The following is a 19,496-nucleotide window of genomic DNA, read 5'->3' as shown; positions in this document are numbered from 1 at the left end:
AGTTCGTCCGTCATCAACCGGAGGGGACATGCCGATGGGGCTCACACGAATTCTACTCGCCGCAGCGGTCGGTCTGTCGCTGTCTTCTTCCCTCCACGCCGCTGACATCGACCCGAAGAACTGGGATGCCGTGCTGGAAGAAGCGCGCGGCCAGACGGTCTATTTCAACGCCTGGGGCGGCTCGGAAAACATCAATGCCTATCTCGAATGGGTGTCTGGCGAAGTAAATGCCCGCTTCGACATCGATGTCGTGCATGTGAAGCTGGACGACACGGCCAATGCCGTCGCGCGCGTCGTCGCCGAGCGCACCGCCGGTCGCAACGAAGGCGGCTCGGTTGACCTTATCTGGATCAATGGCGAGAACTTCGTCGCGATGAAGGAGCAGGACCTGCTTCTCTCGCCGGGCTGGGCGCAGGATCTGCCGAACTGGCAGTATGTGGATTTCGAAAACCAGCCTTCGATTCTGACGGATTTCACCGTGCCGACGGAAGGCCTGCAAAGCCCCTGGGGCGGCGCGAAGCTCGTCTTCTTCTACGATGAAGCGCGCACGGATGCTGCCGATCTTCCTCAGGATGCGGAAAGCCTGCTCGCCTGGGCAAAGGAAAATCCCGGCCGCTTCTCCTATCCTGCTCCGCCGGACTTCATCGGTTCGTCCTTCCTGAAGCAGGTGCTGAGCGAACTGATCGACGATCGCGAGAAGCTGCAGCAGCCGGTCGATCCCGAAACCTTCGAAGCCGATGTCGCCCCGCTCTTTGCCTATTTGGATGAGCTTCACAGCGTCGCCTGGCGCTCCGCTGCGGCCTTTCCGCAGAATTATCCGGACATGAAGCAGAAGCTCGCCGATGGCGAACTGGACATCATCTTCGCGTTCAACCCGGCCGAAGCGTCGGCTGCCATTGCTGCCGGTGAGCTGCCGGATACGGTGCGCTCCTTCACCTTCCCCGAAGGTACGCTTGGCAATACCCACTTCGTGGCCGTGCCGTACAATTCCTCCGCTGCCGCCGGGGCGCTGGTCGTCGCCGATTTCCTGATCTCGCCCGAGGCGCAGTTGCGCAAGCAGGACCCGGCCTATTGGGGCGATCCGACCGTGCTTGCGATGGCGAAGCTCAGCGACGCCGATCGCGCGGCGTTCGACGCTCTCGACCTCGGTGTTGCGACGCTCGCCCCGGACGAGCTCGGACCGATCATCGACGAGCCCCACGCATCCTGGATGGAGCGGATCGAAGACGAGTGGCGCCGCCGCTATATCGCCGGCAATTGAGTGAGCAAGCCGCGCCTCGCCAGATCGCTCGGGTCCGCCCGGCCTGACGAGCGCGCAGCTCCTGATCTGACTGTGGTTCGGCGATGACGCTCGCGCGTCTCGCTCCACCGCTGACGATCGGCATTCTGATCCTACCGCTCGTCTTCGGGCTTGTCGGCACGATCCTCCCGGCATTCGGGTATCTGCCGGCACTCGGCGGCACGACCGTCACGACGGCGCATTTTGCCGAACTCTTTGCCATGCCGGCGATCTGGCGCTCTGCCGGGCTCAGCCTGTTCGTCGGTCTCGCGACGACGGCGATTTCGCTCGGGATCGTCATGCTGTTCGTGGCGGGTTGGTCGCAAACACGCGTGTTTCAACGCGTCCAGCATCTCTTGTCGCCTCTGCTCGCGATCCCCCATGCGGCTGCCGCGTTCGGGCTCGCCTTCCTCATCGCGCCATCGGGCTATCTGATCCGGTTGGCGGCGCCGGTCTTCGGGATCGATCGGCCACCCGATCTCCTGATCATCAACGACCCGCTCGGTCTGACGATGATGGCCGGCCTGATCGTCAAGGAGATCCCGTTCCTGTTTCTGGTGACGCTCGCAGCCCTGCCGCAGCTGCCGCACCGCCAGACAATGCAACTCACGTCGGCGATGGGCTATGGCCGGGTGGCCGGCTTTGCCTATGCGCTTGCGCCGCGCGTCTACCGGCAAATCCGCTTCGCGGTCTATGCGGTGATTGCCTATGCGACCTCGGTGGTGGATGTGGCGATCATCCTCGGTCCCAACCTGCCGCCGACGCTGCCGGTCAGGCTGCTGAGATGGATGAACGATCCGGATCTCTCGGTGCGTTTCCTGGCCTCCGCCGGTGCAGTGTTGCAGCTCTCGGTCACGATCGCGGCGCTTGCCTTGTGGTGGCTGTTGGAGCGCTTCGTCGCGGCAGCGGTCACGGCGGCCTGTGACGGCGGCCTTCGATTTCGCCGCGACCGGATCGTGCGCCTCCTGTCGCTGTCGGCCACTGCGATCGCGGGTCTGATCGTCTTCGCCGGTGTGGCGCTGTTGGCTCTCTGGTCCGTTTCGGCCTTCTGGCAGTTTCCGGACCTTTGGCCACAGGCGCTATCGCTTTCCACCTGGCAGAGCGCCTTGCCGCGCATTCTCGATCCGCTGGCGACCACGCTGCTAGCCGGGCTTGCCTCCACGCTGATTGCGCTTCTGCTCACCATCGGGTGTCTCGAGCGTGAGATCGAGACCGGCAAGACCGGCGGCAGCCGAGCGCTGCTCGCGATCTACATGCCGCTGATGGTGCCGCAGATCGCCTTCGTCTTCGGCCTGCAGGTGCTGTTTGTCGCAAGCGGCACCGATCAGCGCTTTGCCGCACTCGTTTTCGTGCACCTGATCTTCGTGCTTCCTTACGTGTTCCTGTCGCTGTCGGACCCCTGGCGCGCGCTTGATCGTCGCTATGACCGGGTTGCAGCCGGGCTGGGACGAACGCGCCTTGCGACGCTTCTCAGCATCCGTCTGCCGATGCTGGCGCGGGCCATCGCGACGGCCGCGGCGGTTGGGTTTGCGGTTTCCGTCGGTCAATATCTGCCGACAGTGCTGATCGGCGAGGGGAGGCTGACGACCATCACGACGGAAGCGGTGGCGCTTGCCTCCGGTGGCAACCGGCGCGTTATCGGCGTCTATGCCTTTCTGCAGACGCTTCTTCCGTTTCTCGCCTTCGCGATTGCCTCGCTCGTGCCCGCGCTGTTATTCCGCGGTCGTCGATCCATGCGCGTTTGAGAACAATGAGAGAGCCTGACAGAGCGGGGCTGAGCCTCCGCGACATCGCGATCCGTCTCGACGGCCGCCTGCTGATCGCACTCGACGCCCATGTGGCGCCGGGCGAGACGCTGACGGTGATGGGCCCGTCCGGCTCCGGCAAATCGACGCTGCTTGCCTATATCGGCGGATTTCTCGATCCGATTTTCGATGCGCAAGGGCAGGTGCTCGTCGATGGCGTTGACCTGACGGCGCTGCCGGCCGACGCTCGCCATGCCGGCATCCTGTTCCAGGACCCGCTCCTCTTCCCGCACATGTCGGTTGCCTCCAACATTGCCTTTGCCCTTCCGCCGGACGTGAAGGGTCGGGCAAATCGCCGCGCGATCGCCGAAAAGGCGTTGGCGGAGGTCGATCTCGCCGGCTTCGGGCCCCGTGACCCCGATACGCTTTCGGGCGGGCAAAAGGCGCGTGTCGCCCTGCAGCGCGTGCTCCTGTCGCGCCCCCGCCTGCTCTTGCTGGATGAACCCTTCGCCAAGCTCGACATGAGCCTGCGGGCGCAGACGCGGCAACTGGTCTTCGATCAGGCGCGGGCGGCGAAACTGCCCGTCATCCTGGTCACGCATGATGCGGCCGACGCAGAGGCTGCGGGCGGCGCGGTCTTCGAGATGAACGGCGCGCCATGAATCGCGACACATTCGATGCGGCGGCGCGGGCTCTGCCGGTCGGGGCGGTTCTTAACGACCTTGCCACTGCGCTGGATAGGCAAGGCGCTGCGGTCCTCGCCGCACCTCCGGGTGCCGGCAAGACCACGCTCGTTCCGCTCAGGCTTCTCGACGCCCCCTGGCGGGGCGACGGTCGGATCATCCTTTTGGAACCACGCCGCCTGGCCGCCCGCGCTGCGGCGCGCCGCATGGCGGATCTGCTTGGTGAAGAAGTCGGCGATACGGTCGGCTACCGCATGCGGCTCGACACGAAGATATCGAAGCGGACGCGCATCGAAGTCGTGACCGAAGGCGTCTTCGTGCGCATGATCCTCGATGATCCAGAACTCGCAGGGATCGCGTCGGTCATCTTCGATGAATTCCACGAGCGCGCGCTCGATGCGGATTTCGCCCTTGCTCTCACGCTCGATGTGCGCGCAGCGTTGCGCGACGATCTGCGCCTGCTCGTCATGTCAGCGACGCTCGATACCGACCGCGTCTCTGCCTTGATCGATGCGCCGGTGATCGAAAGCGCCGGCCGGGCCTTTCCGGTGGAGATGCGGTATCGCGAACGCCGGGCGGGCGACCGCATCGAAGATGCCATGGCAGATGCGATCCGTGCCGCGCTCGGCGAGGAGACAGGATCGATCCTCGCTTTTCTGCCCGGCCAGGCGGAAATCCGCCGCACGGCCGAGCGGCTGGAAGGCCGGCTGCCGCAAGGCACGGTGCTGGCGCCGCTCTTCGGCATGATGGATGGACAAGCGCAGGATCGCGCAATACGGCCGGCAGCACCTGGCGAGCGGAAGATCGTGCTCGCGACCTCGATCGCCGAAACATCGCTGACGATCGACGGCGTGCGCGTCGTCATCGACAGCGGCCTGCAGCGTCTGCCGCATTTCGAACCGGCAACGGGCATCACGCGGCTGGAGACTGTGCGGGTGTCACGCGCGTCCGCCGATCAACGGGCTGGACGCGCAGGCCGCACCGAACCCGGCGTTGCGATCAGGCTTTGGCGTGCCGAGCAAACCGCCGCGCTGCCGGCCTTCACGCCGCCGGAAATTCTGTCGAGCGATCTATCGGGCCTCATCCTTGACAGCGCCGCTTGGGGCGTCCCCGATCCGACGGTGCTCGCTTTCATCGATCCACCGCCGGCGCCTGCCCTCAAGGAGGCGCGTGCCTTGCTGGTGGAACTGGGCGCCCTCGATCCCGCCGGCGGACTGACCGCCATGGGACGCGCGATCCGCGGGCTCGGGCTTCCGGCGCGCCTCGCGGCCATGGTGGCCTCCGCGCGGCGCTCGAATCGCCTTGATGCAGCCGACATCGCCGTGCTGCTGACGGAGCAGGGGCTGGGCGGCTCGTCCATCGATGTGTCGGAGCGGCTTCGCCGTTGGCGCAGCGAGAAGGGAGAGCGCGCATCCGCCGCACGGGAACTGTCCCGCCGCATCGTCAGAAATCTGGACGACGCCGGGGGGACCCAGCAGAAGCTTTCGACGGGCGGGCTTTTGGGGCTGGCCTACCCAGATCGTGTTGCCCGCAATCGCGGCGGACGTGGCCGTTATCTAATGGCCAATGGCCGGGGCGCCGAACTCGATCCGCATGACCCTCTGGCAGGGGAGGAATGGCTGGTGATCGCCGACCTTACCGGTCGCGCCGGTGCCCAGCGCATCCAGGCAGCCGCTGCCATCGATCCGGGCGAGGTGGAAGCGCTGGTCGAGACGCGCGGCGTCGACGGCGACGAGTGCATGTTCGATACGGACAGTCGATCGGTGCGCGCCCGCCACGTCCGCCGCCTTGGCGCCATCGTGCTGGAAGAGCGCGCGATCCCGGTGCCGACCGGTGAGCGAACCACGCAAGCGCTGGCAGACGGCGTGCGCCGGCTCGGCGTCGACGCACTGCCTTGGAGCGACAATGGCCGGCAGTTGCGCGCACGCCTCGGCTTCCTCAATCGTTCGATCGGGGACCCTTGGCCGGCGGTCGACGACGATGCGCTGCTGGCGAAGCTGGAAATCTGGTTCACGCCGTACCAGTCGGGCGTGCGGGCCTTCGATCGCATCGCAGCGGGAAGCCTGACGGAAGGCCTGATGGCGCTTGTGCCCTACGACCAGCATCGCATGATCGAGGCGGAGGCGCCGACCCATTTCGTCGTGCCGACCGGCTCGCGCATCCCGATCCGCTACGATGGCGACGTGCCGGTGCTGGCGGTGCGGGTGCAGGAGCTTTTCGGGCTCGCGTCCCATCCGACGATTGCGCAGGGCCGCCTGCCTCTATTGCTGGAACTGCTCTCGCCTGCGCACCGACCGATCCAGACGACGCGCGATCTGCCGGGCTTCTGGGCCGGCTCCTGGGCCGATGTTCGTGCGGATATGCGCGGGCGCTATGCCAAGCACCCATGGCCGGAAGATCCCGCCCGGGCTGAACCGACGCGCAGGGCAAAACCGCGCGGTTCGTGAGCTTCGCTGGACTCCGCCCGCCGCCTTTGCCATGTCAGAACGACATCGAGAAGGACGGGCTTCGACCATGGCGGTTGCCGACAATTCCTTGAGCGGGCGCGATCGTTTTTCGCGCTATCGTCTGCGCCTCCAGACATTGACGCGGCTTCGCTGGCTCGCCGTCGTCGGCCAGTCGCTGACGGTGCTGATTGTCGCCTTCATCCTGGAATTCCCGTTTCCGGTTCTCCTCTGTTTTGCCCTCATCGCTTCCTCGGCCTGGCTGAACATCTTCCTGACGTTTCGTTATCCGGCGACGCACCGACTGAGCCCACCCGCAGCGCTTGGAGTTCTTGGCTTCGACGTGCTGCAGCTCTCCGGCCTGCTCTTCATGACCGGCGGTCTCGTCAATCCGTTCTCGGTGCTGATCAGCGTGCCTGTCATCATTTCGACCGCGTCACAGCCGATCCGACAGACGCTGGTCCTCGGCGCCCTCACGATCGCTGCGGTTACGCTGCTGGCGGCCTTTCACCTGCCGCTGCCCTGGTATCCGGGCATCATCTACGAGGCGCATCTGGTGCTGGTGACCGGCATCTGGATCGCTATCGTCTCGACCACGCTTTTTGCCGCCTTTTACGTCCACCGCGTGTCGTCTGAAGCCAACGAACTTGCCGACGCGCTGACGGCGACCGAATTGACGCTGCAGCGCGAGCAGCATCTCTTCGCGCTCGATGGCCTCGCTGCCGCTGCCGCCCATGAACTGGGCACGCCGCTCGCCACCATTTCCGTCGTGGTGAAGGAAATGGAGCGCGCGCTCGGCTCCGACGAACGCTACCGTGAAGACCTGCAGCTGCTCCGCTCCCAGACTGAACGTTGCAGGGACATTCTCCGGCGTCTGACCACGCTCTCGACCGATGACGAGGAGCACATGCGCAAGCTGCCGCTTTCGTCGCTTCTGGAAGAAGTGGTCGCGCCGCACCGCGAATTTGGCGTCGAGATCGATGTGGCGATCGAGGCCGTGACCGACGAAGAGCCGGTCGGCCTGCGCAATGCCGGCATCCTCTATGGTCTCGGCAACCTCGTCGAGAACGCCGTGGATTTCGCCCATGAGAAGGTGCGGGTGAATGCGCGCTACGATCGCGATCGCGTGGATATCGTGATTTCCGACGACGGACCGGGTTTTTCGCCGGAGATCCTCGTGAAGATCGGCGAGCCTTTCGTCACGCGGCGCACGGGCGGAAAGGACAAGCGCGCGGGGGGTCTCGGTCTCGGGCTCTTCATCGCCAAGACGCTGCTGGAGCGCACCGGTGCGACGGTCGTCTTCGAAAACGGAGCCGGCGATGGGAAGGGGGCCGTGATCCGGCTCAGCTGGCCGAGAAGCGCAATGGATGCGGCGAATTCTGCCCAAAGATTGCCGCAGGGCGCGAAACTCCCATATGTAACGAGTGGATAGAAGCCGGCGGGACGGCCGGTACCGCAATGGAGCCTGAAGAATGATCAACGAGGATGTTGCCGACGGCGATATCGGCCCGGATCCCTCCCTGCTGCTGGTGGATGACGACGCGCCATTTCTGAAACGCCTGGCGCGCGCCATGGAAACCCGCGGTTTCGTGGTGGAGACGGCTGAATCCGTGGCAGAAGGCCTCGCCAAGGCGAAAGCCGCGCCGCCCAAATACGCCGTGGTCGACATGCGGCTTGGCGACGGCAACGGCCTCGACATCATTGATGCGATCCGCCAGCGCCGGACCGATACGCGCATGATCGTGCTGACAGGCTATGGCAATATCGCGACGGCGGTGAACGCCGTGAAGCTCGGAGCCATCGATTATCTCGCCAAGCCCGCCGATGCCGACGAAGTGGCGGCGGCGCTCACCCGCAAGCCCGGCGAAAAGGCCGAGCCGCCGGAAAATCCGATGTCGGCAGACCGTGTCCGCTGGGAACACATCCAGCGTGTTTACGAGATGTGCGAGCGCAACGTGTCGGAAACCGCTCGTCGGTTGAACATGCATCGCCGCACCCTGCAGCGCATTCTCGCCAAACGCGCCCCGCGCTAAGCCGGGTTACGGATCGGAAGCGCGGCTCTCGAACCCACTTATTCGGCGTCTTCCGCCGGAAAGCTGTTGCCCGTCGCCCATTCGGCCATGAGCAGCCGTCCGGCGGCGGCCCGCGCGAATTTTAGCGTCATCGCCTTGCGCGTCGCGCCGGCAAGTTTGTGCTCCGGCGCCTCGCGCAACAGATGCGCGCCGAAGCCGTCGGAAAGGATCAGGCCACACTCTTCCGGAAAAATGTCGATCGGTACGCCGGGATGCGTGGCGAAGAACAGCCGGTCGCAATGCAGCCGGTAGTCCGGCCATTTGCGGTCGACGCGAAAGTCCTGCACCGACGTCTTGATCTCGACGATCCAGAATTCACCGCCGCTGGTGAGCGCCACGATATCTGCACGCCGCCCGCTGGCTAGTGCCAGTTCTGGCAGGGACGCGTAGCGAAGATCGGCGAGCAACCGCTGGACGCCGCGCCGCACCATCATGGCGCGATCGGACTGGCGGCCATCGATCAGCGGGTTTTGGGCGAAGGGAGCAATGATCGGCATGGGACCAGTTTGCCATGGCCGACGATTCGGAACAATAACAGAACGCACGTGGCGGCCAGCGGCCAGTCCATGTCTTGTTGCTCAAAAACAATCCTGCCGCTAAATCGCGCCGATGCGCATGCGTGCCGCTTGTGGCGCTGCGGTGGCGAAAATATGGTTTGGGCGAAGTGCGGATGCCGAGGGCAGGCCGCCCCCGCCGAAGGCACATCCCACAATGAACCGCCGCCAGTTTCTAGTCTCTTCCGCCGCCACCGCGACCCTTGCTTTGGCCGGCTGCACCACCGTTCCGCCCATCGCTGCGACACCGCAACTGACGCCGGATTACGGCGTGATCGTCGATGCCGGCTACACGATCCCGGCCGTGCCGATGCAGCGGCTGGAAGCGCGCTTCTCGCGTCAGATCGTGCGCTATCCAACCGAGCATGCGCCGGGCACCATCATCGTCGATACCCCGGAAAAGTTTCTCTATTACGTGCTGCCGAACGGCGAAGCCGTGCGCTACGGCATCGGCGTCGGGCGCGCGGGTTTTGCCTGGGAAGGCGAAGCCTATGTGGCCTGGAAGCAGGCCTGGCCGCGCTGGCATCCGCCTGTCGAGATGATCGAACGCGAGCCGCATCTGGAAGAATATGCCGATGGTGGGATGGATCCGGGCCTCACGAATCCGCTTGGTGCACGAGCACTTTATCTGTTCGATCAGGACGGCAAGGACACGCTGTACCGCCTGCACGGCACGCCGCAGTGGGATTCGATCGGCACCGCGGCCTCGTCCGGCTGCATCCGCCTGATCAACCAGGACATCATCGATCTCTATGATCGCGTGACGCCTGGCCGCAACACAAAGGTCGTGGTGCTTCAGTAAGCACAACAGGCGGCGGACACGCGTCCGCCGCTATCGCTCTATTCGGAGCGCGCGGTGTCGACCGAAGGCGCCGCATAGTCGATGAACGCCTTGTAGATGTAGCCCTGCCGACCATCGATTTCGACGGCGCAGAAATGCACGCACTCGTCGATCGGCTGTCCTGTCAGTTGAGTGCCGCCCGGAACGATGCTGATGGTCTCCGCGTCGTTGCTGGGTCCCGTCCGAAAGTTTACATATTCCGTCGTCCGGCCTGGGAGAAATCCGGCGGTGGCGACGCCGCTGGCGCCTTCACCAGAGACTGCGCCGGTCTGTGCATCGAGCGCGGCCACTGCGGAATTCGCCTCGGCAACGAAAGCTGCGTCGGGAAGCTGGTCCTGGCGAACGGCCACGGCCTGCTCGAGCGCTGCAACCTCCTGCTCGCTTTCAGCGACGACGACTTCTGCGGCCGGATCGGACTGAAGAGCGTCGATCGCTGACGTCGTCTCCTCATCGATGGTGGCTGCGGCCAGCGCTGCATCAAGATCATCAGTCATTTCAGCCGGGAGCGGATCGGCATCGCCCTGGGCACCGAACGCGGTTTCTTCCGATTGTGAAGCGCCCGTCGAGGCGATGGCTTCGCCGCCCCATCGGGGATCGCTCTCGGCAAGCGGCTGCGGCGTCGTCTCGGCCGCTTCAGATGCTTGGCTGTCGACCGGACGTTCCGCCTTGGTGACAGAGGGTGCCGCCACGAACGCGGCGCCCGGCGCTTCGCCGGCTGCTGCAAGCTCGACAAGCGGTTCCGTTTGTTGCGCACGATCCATGTTGACCGCAATGCCACCTGCAAGCACGAGCGCAGCGCCGACTGGAAAGGCTGCCCAAAGCGCGATCTTCCGCAGCGACATGCGGTCTTCCGGCTCGCTTTCGAATCTGTACTTCTTGATCATTCCGACGCCTCTCGAAACGCAGGAGACATGTCCCTTTGTCGAACGGATCGGCAGGATGTGCTGCCTTGCTGGCAGTTCCGATGCACCCGCCGTTACCGACGCGGCGGCATCCATGCCGGGCGATTATGGCCTCGATTGGTCTAAAATGCGGCCTTAACGTTTCCTTAATGCAGATGCGCCCCACCGTTTTCACAGCGGGGCGCATGGTGTCGTGAGATGAGGTTGGACGGTGCGTTAACCGCGCGTGGCGGCTTTCAGCTCAAGACGGCGACGATGCAGGACCGGTTCGGTATAGCCGGATGGCTGTTCGCGGCCCTTCAGAACGAGGTCCAGAGCAGCCTGGAAGGCGATCGAACCATCGTAATCGGCAGCCATTGGCCGGTAGGCGCTGTCGCCGGCGTTCTGCTGGTCGACCACCTTCGCCATCTTCTTCATGGTCTCGACGATCTGCGCTTCGGTCACCACGCCGTGGTGCAGCCAGTTGGCCATGTGCTGAGCAGAAATGCGCAGCGTCGCACGGTCTTCCATCAGGCCGACATTGTTGATGTCCGGCACCTTGGAGCAGCCAACGCCCTGGTCGACCCAGCGCACGACATAGCCGAGAATGCCTTGGGCGTTGTTGTCGAGTTCGCGCTGGATGTCTTCGGGCGTCCAGTTGGGACGTTCGGCAACCGGCACCGACAGGATGTCGTCGAGCTTGGCGCGGCCGCGTGACTTGAGACCGGCTTGGACCTCGGAAACCTTCACCTGATGATAATGCGTCGCGTGCAGCGTCGCAGCGGTCGGCGAGGGAACCCAGGCCGTGTTGGCGCCCGCCTTCGGGTGGCCGATCTTCTGCTCCAGCATCGCCGCCATCATGTCCGGCATGGCCCACATGCCCTTGCCGATCTGGGCATGGCCGGAGAGGCCGCATTCGAGACCGATATCGACGTTCCAGTTCTCGTATGCCTGGATCCAGGTCGAGGCTTTCATGTCGCCCTTGCGGATCATCGGGCCGGCTTCCATTGAGGTGTGGATCTCGTCACCCGTGCGGTCGAGGAAGCCCGTGTTGATGAAGACGACACGCTCCTTGGCAGCCCGGATCGCCTCCTTGAGATTGACCGTGGTGCGGCGTTCCTCGTCCATGATGCCCATCTTGATCGTGTTGGGCGCCATGCCCAGCGCCTGCTCGACACGGGTGAAGATCTCCGCCGCAAAGGCCACTTCCTCAGGCCCGTGCATCTTCGGCTTGACCACATACATGGAGCCGGCGCGGGAATTCTTGCGGCGGCCATCGGCGCCGATGTCGTGCAGCGCGATCAGTGCGGTGACGAAGGCGTCCATCATGCCTTCCGGGACCTCGTTGCCGTCCCGGTCGTGGATCGCCGGGTTCGTCATCAGGTGTCCGACATTGCGGATCAGCATCAGCGAACGGCCGGGCAGGGTCAGCATCGAGCCATCAGGCGCGGTGTACTCGCGATCGTCATTGAGCGCGCGGGTGACGGACTTTCCACCCTTCTCGAACGTGTCCTCCAGATTGCCCTTCATGAGGCCGAGCCAGTTGCGGTAGGCCGCGACCTTGTCCTCGGCGTCGACTGCAGCGATGGAATCCTCGCAATCCTGGATGGTCGTCAGGGCCGATTCCAGGATGATATCGGAAATGCCGGCGCCGTCGCCTTCACCGATCGGGCTGCGGCGATCGATGACGATCTCCACATGCATGCCGTTCTTCACCAAGAGGATCGAGGTCGGGGCGAAGGCTTCGCCGAGATAGCCGGCGAACTGAGCACCATCCTTCAGCTTGCCAAGCGCGCCGTCGGTGAGCGCGATGACGAGCTGGCCGTTTTCGATCGAGAAACCGCTGACATTCTCCCAGGTCGTGTCGCCGGAAGCGGCCTCGATCGGAGCACTCTGGTTGAGGAAATTGCGCCCCCAGGCGATGACCTTCGCGCCACGCTTGGAGTTGTAGCTTTTGCCCTTCTCCGCACCGTCAGCCTCTGAGATCGCGTCTGTCCCGTAAAGCGCGTCGTAGAGCGAACCCCAGCGCGCATTGGCTGCGTTCAGCGCGTAGCGCGCATTCATCACCGGGACGACGAGCTGCGGGCCGGCTGTCGTCGCGATTTCAGGGTCGACATTGTCGGTCGAGACCGAGAAGGCGCCGCCTTCGGGCACGATGTAGCCGATCTCCGAGAGAAACGCCTTGTAGCGCTCGAGATCGGAGGGAGCACCATTCTCGCGGTGCCACGCGTCGATCTTCGCCTGCAGATCATCACGCTTGGCAAGCAGTGCACGGTTCTTCGGACCAAGCTCGTGGATCGCATCGGACAACGCCTTGAAGAATGCATCGCCTTCGACACCAGTCCCCGGCAAAGCTTCCGAGACGATGAAGTCGTAAAGCGTGGTGTCGATCGTCAGCCCGTGCTGCTCGGTCGTGGTCATGCGTGGATCTCCCTTGGCGCGGCAACCGGCTGGTCGCACTTTCCGTTACGCCAGAGATAAGCTCGGCGCATTCCCTGTCAATCGATCATCAATTCCAAAGATTTGTTCCATTTTGGAAACAATCAGACCGGATCGACCGCAAGCCGTGGTCTTCCGGAGCTGACAGCGCGGATCCGCGCTTCGACGAACTGGCGCTGCCCATCGATGACCGGAGCGGAAATGTGCTCGTCCACGGCCAATGACGGATCACTGGCGCCGGCGCGTTCGGCCTTCGCACGGGCGATTGCGCTTGCGGTTTCGCGGGCATTTCTAAGGGCAGGTTCCTCGGCGTCGAACCGTTCCATCTGCGCACCGCCGCTAACAAGGAAAACGCTTGGTTCCGGCGCGGTGACGAGAACCTCGGCCATCTCGGTGATTTGCCCGACCACGGCACCGATCGCGTTAGCGACATCCGCATGGTCCGGCACGACGATCTCCGCTCCAAGCAACGCGCCGATCCCCGGATAATAGGTAGCAGCAGAAGCGCCCAGCCCGACCAGCCGGCGATCGAGCGAAAGCCGGAAGCCGATGATCGATGTCGGGCGGGCCAGCGCACGCCGCACTGCCTCCGTGCGTGCCGGATCGAAGGAGGGCCCAAACCCGCGCGCGGCATCCTCGCTGAGCCCGGCTTCCAGAACCTTGTGGGCGGATATCTCCGTCAGCGTAGCGATCACGCGCTCGGCCAGGGCCGCTTCGTCGACGGCCAGCGTATCGCCCCTGCCGTCACGCTGACGGGCGAGAAGCGCCCCGCCGAGTCGGGCGGCTTCGCTGTTCCAGAGCGACAAGCGCCCGAGCACATGCATCGCGTCGGTTGGCGTGAAAGCGCTGATGCGCACGAGCCCTTGGGCGGCAAGCCTATCGAGCGCCGACCGTTCGGATGCACTGACGAGGACCGTATCGAGAGGGCGGAAATCGTGGCCGAGCCGCGCAAGCAGTGAGCGGTCGCGGTCCGGCAGATGGCGCGGCGGCGTCATGGCGGTTCGCGCCGCAAAGCGCCCGTCGAGCCGTCCGGGCCGGTCGTTGGCCAGTTGCCGCTTAAGCGCTGAGACGAGATCGCTGCCGTTGCCGAGCGCCGCGAGCGACAGCGGCACCACGCGGCGCGGTCCGAGCAGAATGCCGGCAGCGATGCCGTCACGCAGGATGGAGACATCGCTGTCCCCACCCAGCCCATGCGTCTGCATCGCGACGGCTTCCACCATGGTGCGGAACCCACCGACAAGCGCGCCTTCGGGATCGAGCCGCGGCCGCCCGTCTTCCAGAATGGCGATATCCGTCGTCGTTCCGCCGATGTCGGCGACGATGGCGCGATCGAGCCCGGTCAGATGACGGGCGCCGACAAGGCTTGCGGCCGGGCCCGACAGGATCGTCTCGATCGGCCGAAGCCGTGCTTCTGAGGCCGAAATCAGCGCGCCGTCGCCGCGCACGACCATCAGCGGGGCGCTGATGCCGCGCGCGGCAAGAAACGCGGTGCTGGCCGATATGAGCCTGTCGATCATGCCGATCAGCCGCGCGTTCAAAAGCGTCGTCAAGGCCCGCTTCGGACCCCCGAGTTTCGACGAAAGTTCGTGACTGCAGGTGACCGGCAGGCTGGTCGCCTCGCGGATCAGCGCGCGAACGGCGATCTCATGCTCTGGATTGCGCACCGCGAAATAGCCGGCGACTGCAATCGCTTCCGCCTCTTCGGCCAGCGTCGGCAGCGCCGCTTGCAGAGCCGAAAGATCGAGCGTGCGTGGTTTGCCGTGAACGTCGTGGCCGCCTGGCAGCCGGTAGACGGGTGCACCGGACAGCGCCTCGAGAAGACCTGCGCGTTCGAGGTCTGCGGGCTCGAACCCGATCGCCACCAGTGCGACCTGTCCGCCGCGGCCTTCCACCAGCGCGTTGGTCGCGAGCGTCGTCGAAAGGGAGACAAGCGCGATCGACGCTGCATCGATTCCGGACTGCGCGATCACGGCATCCGCGGCGGCCGCGATGCCCGTCGCGAGGTCGTCGTGGCTGGTCAGCGCCTTCGCCTTCGCGACGACGCCGCGCGTCTCGCTGAACAGCACGGCATCCGTATAGGTGCCGCCGGTATCAATGCCGAGAAATATTGGGTTGCTCAAAGCCTGGCCCCGGAAACTGCAACCCCTGGATGGATGCTGACCCGTCATCTAGCAAGTGCACCATGGCGTGCAAGTGTGCTTGGCATTTGATCGGGAGCATTTGATGAGGACAGGTTGCGTTCTCGCGCATTCCCGCTTGCTCCATGAACGCGCCTGCCCCATTGTCGGCACTCGACAATCGTGGAGCGTGCAGGAAACGACATTGGGCGGCTCGATCGGGACGGAGCGGGTGACGGCGGCATGAATCTAGGCATTTCCAGTGCATCGGATATGCCGGCCGTCATGGGCGACATGCAGACGCCTTACGACCTCTTGCGGTTGCTGCGTTCCAAGACGCAGGAATATGGTTTTGCATATTTCACGGTTCTGAAGCTGCCTGCGGTCGGCGAGGCGAAGATCGGTGCTCTCTCGGAGCTGTCCAACTGGCCTGCCGAACTCACCCGTACCTATGACGAACGGAAGGTGGGGTCTTCGAGCCCTATCCTGAAGCGCTTGTCCCAATCGGCCATGTGCTTCCAATACACGCTCGATGAGCTTCCGCACCTGGAGACCGGGAAGCGGCCGTCGGTCGTCGATCTCTTCCGCAAGTTCGACATGGTCCGCTGGGCATATTTTCCGGTGCATTGCCCCTCCTACGGGACGGGTGCGATCGGCTACTCGGGCCAGCGTGACGAACTCGACATGCAGGAAATGGGTGAACTGCAGCTTGTTTCCACGGGCATATTCGACCAGCTCGCAAAGCTGCGTGGGACGCGCGACGAGGAAAAGCCTCGTCTCACCGAGCGCGAGCGCGAATGCCTGCGCTGGACGGCCGAGGGCAAGACGAGTTTCGAGATCGGCAAGATCATCGGCATCTCCGAGCACACGGTGAACTATTATCTCAACACCGCTTCGGGTAAGCTGAAATCCACCAATCGCGTGCAGGCGGTCGCCGTAGCCCTGAGAAGTGGGTTGCTCGGGTAGCAATCCCCAGTTCTTGGGGCGCCAAAGTTTGAAGTAACCGTGCGGAATGATTATCTTGCAAAGTGAAATGACATCGATTCGATGCGGTCGGAGCCGTTTCCGCCACGGGTCGCGCTAGGCACGACAACCGACCGTCATCCACCTCCTTTCGAAAGCATTCCCGACGATGAGCGATACCCCTTCGAACGAGCCAACGCCGCAGGCTTCCGCAAACAGCGAATACGGCGCCGAATCGATCAAGGTGCTCAAGGGGCTGGATGCCGTGCGCAAGCGGCCGGGCATGTATATCGGCGATACCGATGACGGCTCGGGCCTGCACCACATGGTCTACGAAGTTGTGGACAATGCGATCGACGAGGCTCTTGCCGGCCATGCCGACATCGTCACGGTCACGCTCAATGCGGACGGCTCGGTCACCGTTACCGACAACGGCCGCGGCATTCCGGTCGACATTCACACGGGTGAGGGCGTTTCCGCCGCCGAGGTCATCATGACCCAACTTCATGCCGGCGGTAAGTTTGACCAGAACTCCTACAAGGTCTCCGGCGGTCTGCACGGCGTCGGCGTCTCGGTGGTCAACGCGCTTTCCGTGATGCTGAAGATGCGCATCGCGCGCAACGGCAAATGGCACGAGATGAGCTTCACGCACGGCGTTGCGGATGCACCGCTCGCGGTCACGGGCGAGGCCGGGAACCACACCGGCACGGAAATTACCTTCTTGCCCTCCGGCGAGACGTTCACGATGACGGAATTCGATTTCGGCACGCTGGAACACCGGCTGCGCGAACTCGCCTTCCTGAACTCGGGCGTCCACATCAAGCTGACCGACAAGCGGCATGCCGACGTCAAGGAAGTCGAGATGCTCTACGAGGGCGGTCTCGAGGCCTTCGTCAAATATCTCGACCGTTCCAAAAAGGCGCTCGTCCCCGCTCCGATCACGATGATCGGCGAAAAGGACGGCATCACGGTCGAAGTGGCGATGTGGTGGAACGACAGCTACCACGAAAACGTGCTGGCCTTCACCAACAACATCCCCCAGCGGGACGGCGGCACCCATATGGCCGGTTTCCGCGGCGCGCTGACGCGCCAGATCGTGTCCTATGGCGAGACATCGGGCCTGACGAAGAAGGAAAAGGTCTCGCTGACCGGTGACGATTGCCGTGAAGGCCTGACGGCGGTTCTCTCGGTCAAGGTTCCCGACCCCAAATTCTCCTCGCAGACCAAGGACAAGCTCGTTTCGTCCGAAGTGCGGCCCGTGGTCGAAAGCCTCGTCAACGAGGGCTTGAACCAGTGGCTGGAAGAACACCCGACTGAGGCGAAGATCCTTGTCGGAAAAGTCATCGAAGCGGCTTCGGCGCGTGAAGCGGCGCGCAAGGCGCGCGAGTTGACGCGGCGCAAGGGCGCGCTCGACATCACTTCGCTGCCGGGCAAGCTTGCCGATTGCCAGGAACGCGATCCGGCCAAATCCGAAGTTTTCATTGTCGAGGGCGATTCCGCAGGCGGCTCGGCCAAGAGCGGCCGGTCGCGCCAGAACCAGGCGATTCTGCCCCTGCGCGGCAAGATCCTCAACGTCGAGCGCGCGCGCTTCGACCGCATGATCTCGTCCGATCAGGTCGGCACGCTGATCACGGCGCTCGGTGCCGGTATCGGCAAGGACGAGTTCAATCCGGACAAGCTGCGCTACCACAAGATCATCATCATGACGGACGCCGACGTCGACGGCGCCCATATTCGCACGCTGCTGCTCACCTTCTTCTTCCGCCAGATGCCGGAACTGATCGAGCGCGGTCACATCTATATTGCCCAGCCTCCGCTCTATAAGGTCACGCGCGGCAAGTCCTCGCAGTACCTGAAGGACGAGAAGGCCATGGAGGACTACCTGATCTCCATGGGCCTGGAAGAGGCTTCGCTGGAGCTTGGCAGTGGTGAAGTGCGGCTCGGCAACGATTTCCGTGCCGTCATCAACGACGCGTTGCGCATCCGCACGCTGATCGACGGCATCCACTCGCGCTATGATCGCTCCGTGATCGAGCAGGCCGCCGTCGCAGGCGCGCTCAATCCCGACCTGACTGCCAATCCGCAAAGAGCGCAGGAAACCGCCGACGAAATCGCACGGCGTCTGGACATGATTTCCGAAGACACCGAGCGCGGCTGGCAGGGCACGGTCACCTCCGAAGGCGGGATCCGGCTCGAGCGCACGGTGCGCGGCGTCAAGGAGTCGCATCTGCTCGACAACGCCCTCATCGGTTCGGCCGACGCGCGCCACATCGATCAGATGGCGCCACGCATGCGCGAGGTCTACGGCGAAACACCCCTGCTTCTGCGCAAGGACGATCGCACACCGATGACCGGACCGCGCCTGCTGCTGGACACGATCTTCGCGATCGGCCGGAAGGGTCTTTCGATCCAGCGTTATAAAGGGCTTGGCGAAATGAACGCCGAGCAGCTTTGGGAAACGACGCTCGATCCGAATGTCCGCTCCCTGTTGCAGGTCAAGATCAGCGACGCGACGGACGCCGACAGCCTCTTCACGAGACTGATGGGTGACGAGGTCGAACCCCGCCGCGAGTTCATCCAGGACAACGCGCTGACGGTCGCCAATCTCGACATCTGACGTCCTGTGCCTCGCGCACCGAGGGAACATTCCAAGCGCGAGGTCGTTCATCATCTGAAGCTGAAATAGCGCGCCGATGCGGTGCGCTGATGCAATTCGGAGAGATGCATGACCGAGAAATTGACGCCGCGCGAGGCCCGTCAGGGTGAACGTGGCCTGCCCGTCCTGAAGATCCTGATCGTTGCCTTGGTTCTCGCCTTGCTGGCGTGGGCGGCCGCCGGACTCTTCGGCGAGGCGACGGAGCCGGAAAATCCGGTGGGTGAGAACACGATCGAGCAGGATGCGACCGACGAGCCCGGCCCGGCCCAGGCACCGACGGTCCAGTAACGACTAAGCGCTGCGGCAGTTGCTGCAAACTGCAATCAAACCATGCCCCGTGCTCCTCGAGTGCGGGGCATTTTCTTTGAGCAGCGCCAGACGCAAGCGATCGGCTTTTGAGTGGAGCCGCGATCTGGTATGATCCTTCAATGTTCATTGGTTCAGGGGTATGCAGCATGTCCCTCTTCGACGACCGCGAACGGGCTTTCGAACTCAAATATGTCCATGATCTCGAAGCGGCATTCCGCATGCGCGTCATCGCCATGCGGGACATGGCGCGCTGGGCCGCAGACAGGCTCGGCCTGATCGGCGCGGATGCGGACAGCTATGTCTCGACGCATGCGCACGCTGTTCTGACACGCGATGGATCCGGCCTTCTTCTGAAGCGGCTTGCGGCCGATCTGAAAGACCGCGACCTCGGTGTGTCCGAACAGGAACTGACGCGTGTTTACGACGGGTTCTGTGCCTCCGCGCTGATGCGCATGCAGACATTGCCCGATGCAGGCGAAGCGGGCATGGTGGCGCGCAAGCACTGATTGATAC

Annotated in this window: 15 protein-coding genes; 11 read left to right on the top strand and 4 right to left on the bottom strand. The window is 64.0% G+C overall.

Annotated elements, in window-relative coordinates:
* Positions 1–34 precede the first annotated feature (34 nt).
* The 6 genes from PU133_RS00640 (at position 35) to PU133_RS00615 (ending at position 8,184) form a co-directional block, all read left to right on the top strand.
* A complete protein-coding gene (locus tag PU133_RS00640; RefSeq protein WP_404863088.1) occupies positions 35–1,261 on the top strand; it encodes an ABC transporter substrate-binding protein in 1,227 nt (408 codons plus the stop codon).
* 83 nt (positions 1,262–1,344) lie between these two features.
* Positions 1,345–3,024 (top strand): ABC transporter permease, encoded by a 1,680-nt coding sequence (locus tag PU133_RS00635; protein WP_404863087.1) that lies wholly within the window; start codon positions 1,345–1,347, stop codon positions 3,022–3,024.
* A 5-nt stretch (positions 3,025–3,029) separates the two neighbouring features.
* Positions 3,030–3,686: an ATP-binding cassette domain-containing protein gene (locus PU133_RS00630; protein WP_404863086.1), complete on the top strand. Its 657-nt coding sequence runs from the start codon at positions 3,030–3,032 to the stop codon at positions 3,684–3,686.
* The gene (gene hrpB / locus PU133_RS00625) at positions 3,683–6,154 is read left to right on the top strand and encodes an ATP-dependent helicase HrpB (protein WP_404863085.1); all 2,472 of its coding nucleotides are present in this window, start codon (positions 3,683–3,685) and stop codon (positions 6,152–6,154) included. The genes PU133_RS00630 and hrpB overlap by 4 nt, the downstream gene beginning before the upstream one ends.
* Positions 6,155–6,221: 67 nt before the next feature.
* Positions 6,222–7,583 (top strand): ActS/PrrB/RegB family redox-sensitive histidine kinase, encoded by a 1,362-nt coding sequence (locus PU133_RS00620; RefSeq protein WP_404863084.1) that lies wholly within the window; start codon positions 6,222–6,224, stop codon positions 7,581–7,583.
* 40 nt (positions 7,584–7,623) lie between these two features.
* The gene (locus PU133_RS00615; protein WP_126006674.1) at positions 7,624–8,184 is read left to right on the top strand and encodes an ActR/PrrA/RegA family redox response regulator transcription factor; all 561 of its coding nucleotides are present in this window, start codon (positions 7,624–7,626) and stop codon (positions 8,182–8,184) included.
* Between the two features lie 38 nt (positions 8,185–8,222).
* Here the strand turns inward: PU133_RS00615 and PU133_RS00610 are convergent, their stop codons facing one another.
* Positions 8,223–8,720, bottom strand: a complete 498-nt coding sequence (locus tag PU133_RS00610) for an MmcB family DNA repair protein (RefSeq protein ID WP_404863083.1) — start codon at positions 8,718–8,720, stop codon at positions 8,223–8,225.
* Positions 8,721–8,934: 214 nt separating this feature from the next.
* Between PU133_RS00610 and PU133_RS00605 the strand changes: the two genes are divergently transcribed.
* A complete protein-coding gene (locus PU133_RS00605) occupies positions 8,935–9,579 on the top strand; it encodes a L,D-transpeptidase (protein WP_404863082.1) in 645 nt (214 codons plus the stop codon).
* Between the two features lie 38 nt (positions 9,580–9,617).
* Here the strand turns inward: PU133_RS00605 and PU133_RS00600 are convergent, their stop codons facing one another.
* The 3 genes from PU133_RS00600 to PU133_RS00590 form a co-directional block, all read right to left on the bottom strand.
* Positions 9,618–10,502 (bottom strand): hypothetical protein, encoded by an 885-nt coding sequence (locus PU133_RS00600; RefSeq protein ID WP_404863081.1) that lies wholly within the window; start codon positions 10,500–10,502, stop codon positions 9,618–9,620.
* Positions 10,503–10,736: 234 nt separating this feature from the next.
* Positions 10,737–12,920, bottom strand: coding sequence for a malate synthase G (locus PU133_RS00595; RefSeq protein ID WP_404863080.1), 2,184 nt, complete (start codon positions 12,918–12,920; stop codon positions 10,737–10,739).
* Positions 12,921–13,042: 122 nt separating this feature from the next.
* Positions 13,043–15,058: a hydantoinase/oxoprolinase N-terminal domain-containing protein gene (locus tag PU133_RS00590; RefSeq protein ID WP_404863079.1), complete on the bottom strand. Its 2,016-nt coding sequence runs from the start codon at positions 15,056–15,058 to the stop codon at positions 13,043–13,045.
* Between the two features lie 240 nt (positions 15,059–15,298).
* Here PU133_RS00590 and PU133_RS00585 point away from each other — a divergent pair, with 240 nt between their 5' ends.
* The 4 genes from PU133_RS00585 to PU133_RS00570 all read left to right on the top strand — a co-directional run bounded on the left by PU133_RS00585 (position 15,299) and on the right by PU133_RS00570 (position 19,489).
* Positions 15,299–16,021 carry a LuxR C-terminal-related transcriptional regulator gene (locus PU133_RS00585; RefSeq protein ID WP_205665500.1) on the top strand — a complete coding sequence of 241 codons (723 nt, stop codon included), beginning with the start codon at positions 15,299–15,301 and terminating at the stop codon, positions 16,019–16,021.
* A 166-nt stretch (positions 16,022–16,187) separates the two neighbouring features.
* A complete protein-coding gene (locus PU133_RS00580) occupies positions 16,188–18,635 on the top strand; it encodes a DNA gyrase subunit B (protein ID WP_404863078.1) in 2,448 nt (815 codons plus the stop codon).
* A gap of 108 nt (positions 18,636–18,743) precedes the next feature.
* Positions 18,744–18,962, top strand: coding sequence for a hypothetical protein (locus PU133_RS00575; RefSeq protein ID WP_126006658.1), 219 nt, complete (start codon positions 18,744–18,746; stop codon positions 18,960–18,962).
* A gap of 167 nt (positions 18,963–19,129) precedes the next feature.
* Positions 19,130–19,489 carry an ATPase inhibitor subunit zeta gene (locus tag PU133_RS00570; RefSeq protein WP_164527747.1) on the top strand — a complete coding sequence of 120 codons (360 nt, stop codon included), beginning with the start codon at positions 19,130–19,132 and terminating at the stop codon, positions 19,487–19,489.
* The last annotated feature ends 7 nt before the right edge of the window (positions 19,490–19,496 follow it).

Origin of the sequence: Georhizobium sp. MAB10, from assembly GCF_045012825.1 — a bacterium.
Taxonomy (GTDB): domain Bacteria; phylum Pseudomonadota; class Alphaproteobacteria; order Rhizobiales; family Rhizobiaceae; genus Georhizobium; species Georhizobium profundi.
Note: the sequence above shows the minus strand (reverse complement) of the source record. Positions and strands in the feature narration are given on the sequence as shown.

Coding starts and splice junctions, on each gene's coding strand:
- PU133_RS00635 (WP_404863087.1), top strand. CDS start 1,345: ATGACGCTCGCGCGTCTCGCTCCACCGCTGACGATCGGCATTCTGATC.
- PU133_RS00600 (WP_404863081.1), bottom strand. CDS start 10,502: ATGATCAAGAAGTACAGATTCGAAAGCGAGCCGGAAGACCGCATGTCG.
- PU133_RS00610 (WP_404863083.1), bottom strand. CDS start 8,720: ATGCCGATCATTGCTCCCTTCGCCCAAAACCCGCTGATCGATGGCCGC.
- PU133_RS00595 (WP_404863080.1), bottom strand. CDS start 12,920: ATGACCACGACCGAGCAGCACGGGCTGACGATCGACACCACGCTTTAC.
- PU133_RS00585 (WP_205665500.1), top strand. CDS start 15,299: ATGAATCTAGGCATTTCCAGTGCATCGGATATGCCGGCCGTCATGGGC.
- PU133_RS00570 (WP_164527747.1), top strand. CDS start 19,130: ATGTCCCTCTTCGACGACCGCGAACGGGCTTTCGAACTCAAATATGTC.
- PU133_RS00575 (WP_126006658.1), top strand. CDS start 18,744: ATGACCGAGAAATTGACGCCGCGCGAGGCCCGTCAGGGTGAACGTGGC.
- hrpB (WP_404863085.1), top strand. CDS start 3,683: ATGAATCGCGACACATTCGATGCGGCGGCGCGGGCTCTGCCGGTCGGG.
- PU133_RS00630 (WP_404863086.1), top strand. CDS start 3,030: ATGAGAGAGCCTGACAGAGCGGGGCTGAGCCTCCGCGACATCGCGATC.
- PU133_RS00580 (WP_404863078.1), top strand. CDS start 16,188: ATGAGCGATACCCCTTCGAACGAGCCAACGCCGCAGGCTTCCGCAAAC.
- PU133_RS00620 (WP_404863084.1), top strand. CDS start 6,222: ATGGCGGTTGCCGACAATTCCTTGAGCGGGCGCGATCGTTTTTCGCGC.
- PU133_RS00640 (WP_404863088.1), top strand. CDS start 35: ATGGGGCTCACACGAATTCTACTCGCCGCAGCGGTCGGTCTGTCGCTG.
- PU133_RS00605 (WP_404863082.1), top strand. CDS start 8,935: ATGAACCGCCGCCAGTTTCTAGTCTCTTCCGCCGCCACCGCGACCCTT.
- PU133_RS00615 (WP_126006674.1), top strand. CDS start 7,624: ATGATCAACGAGGATGTTGCCGACGGCGATATCGGCCCGGATCCCTCC.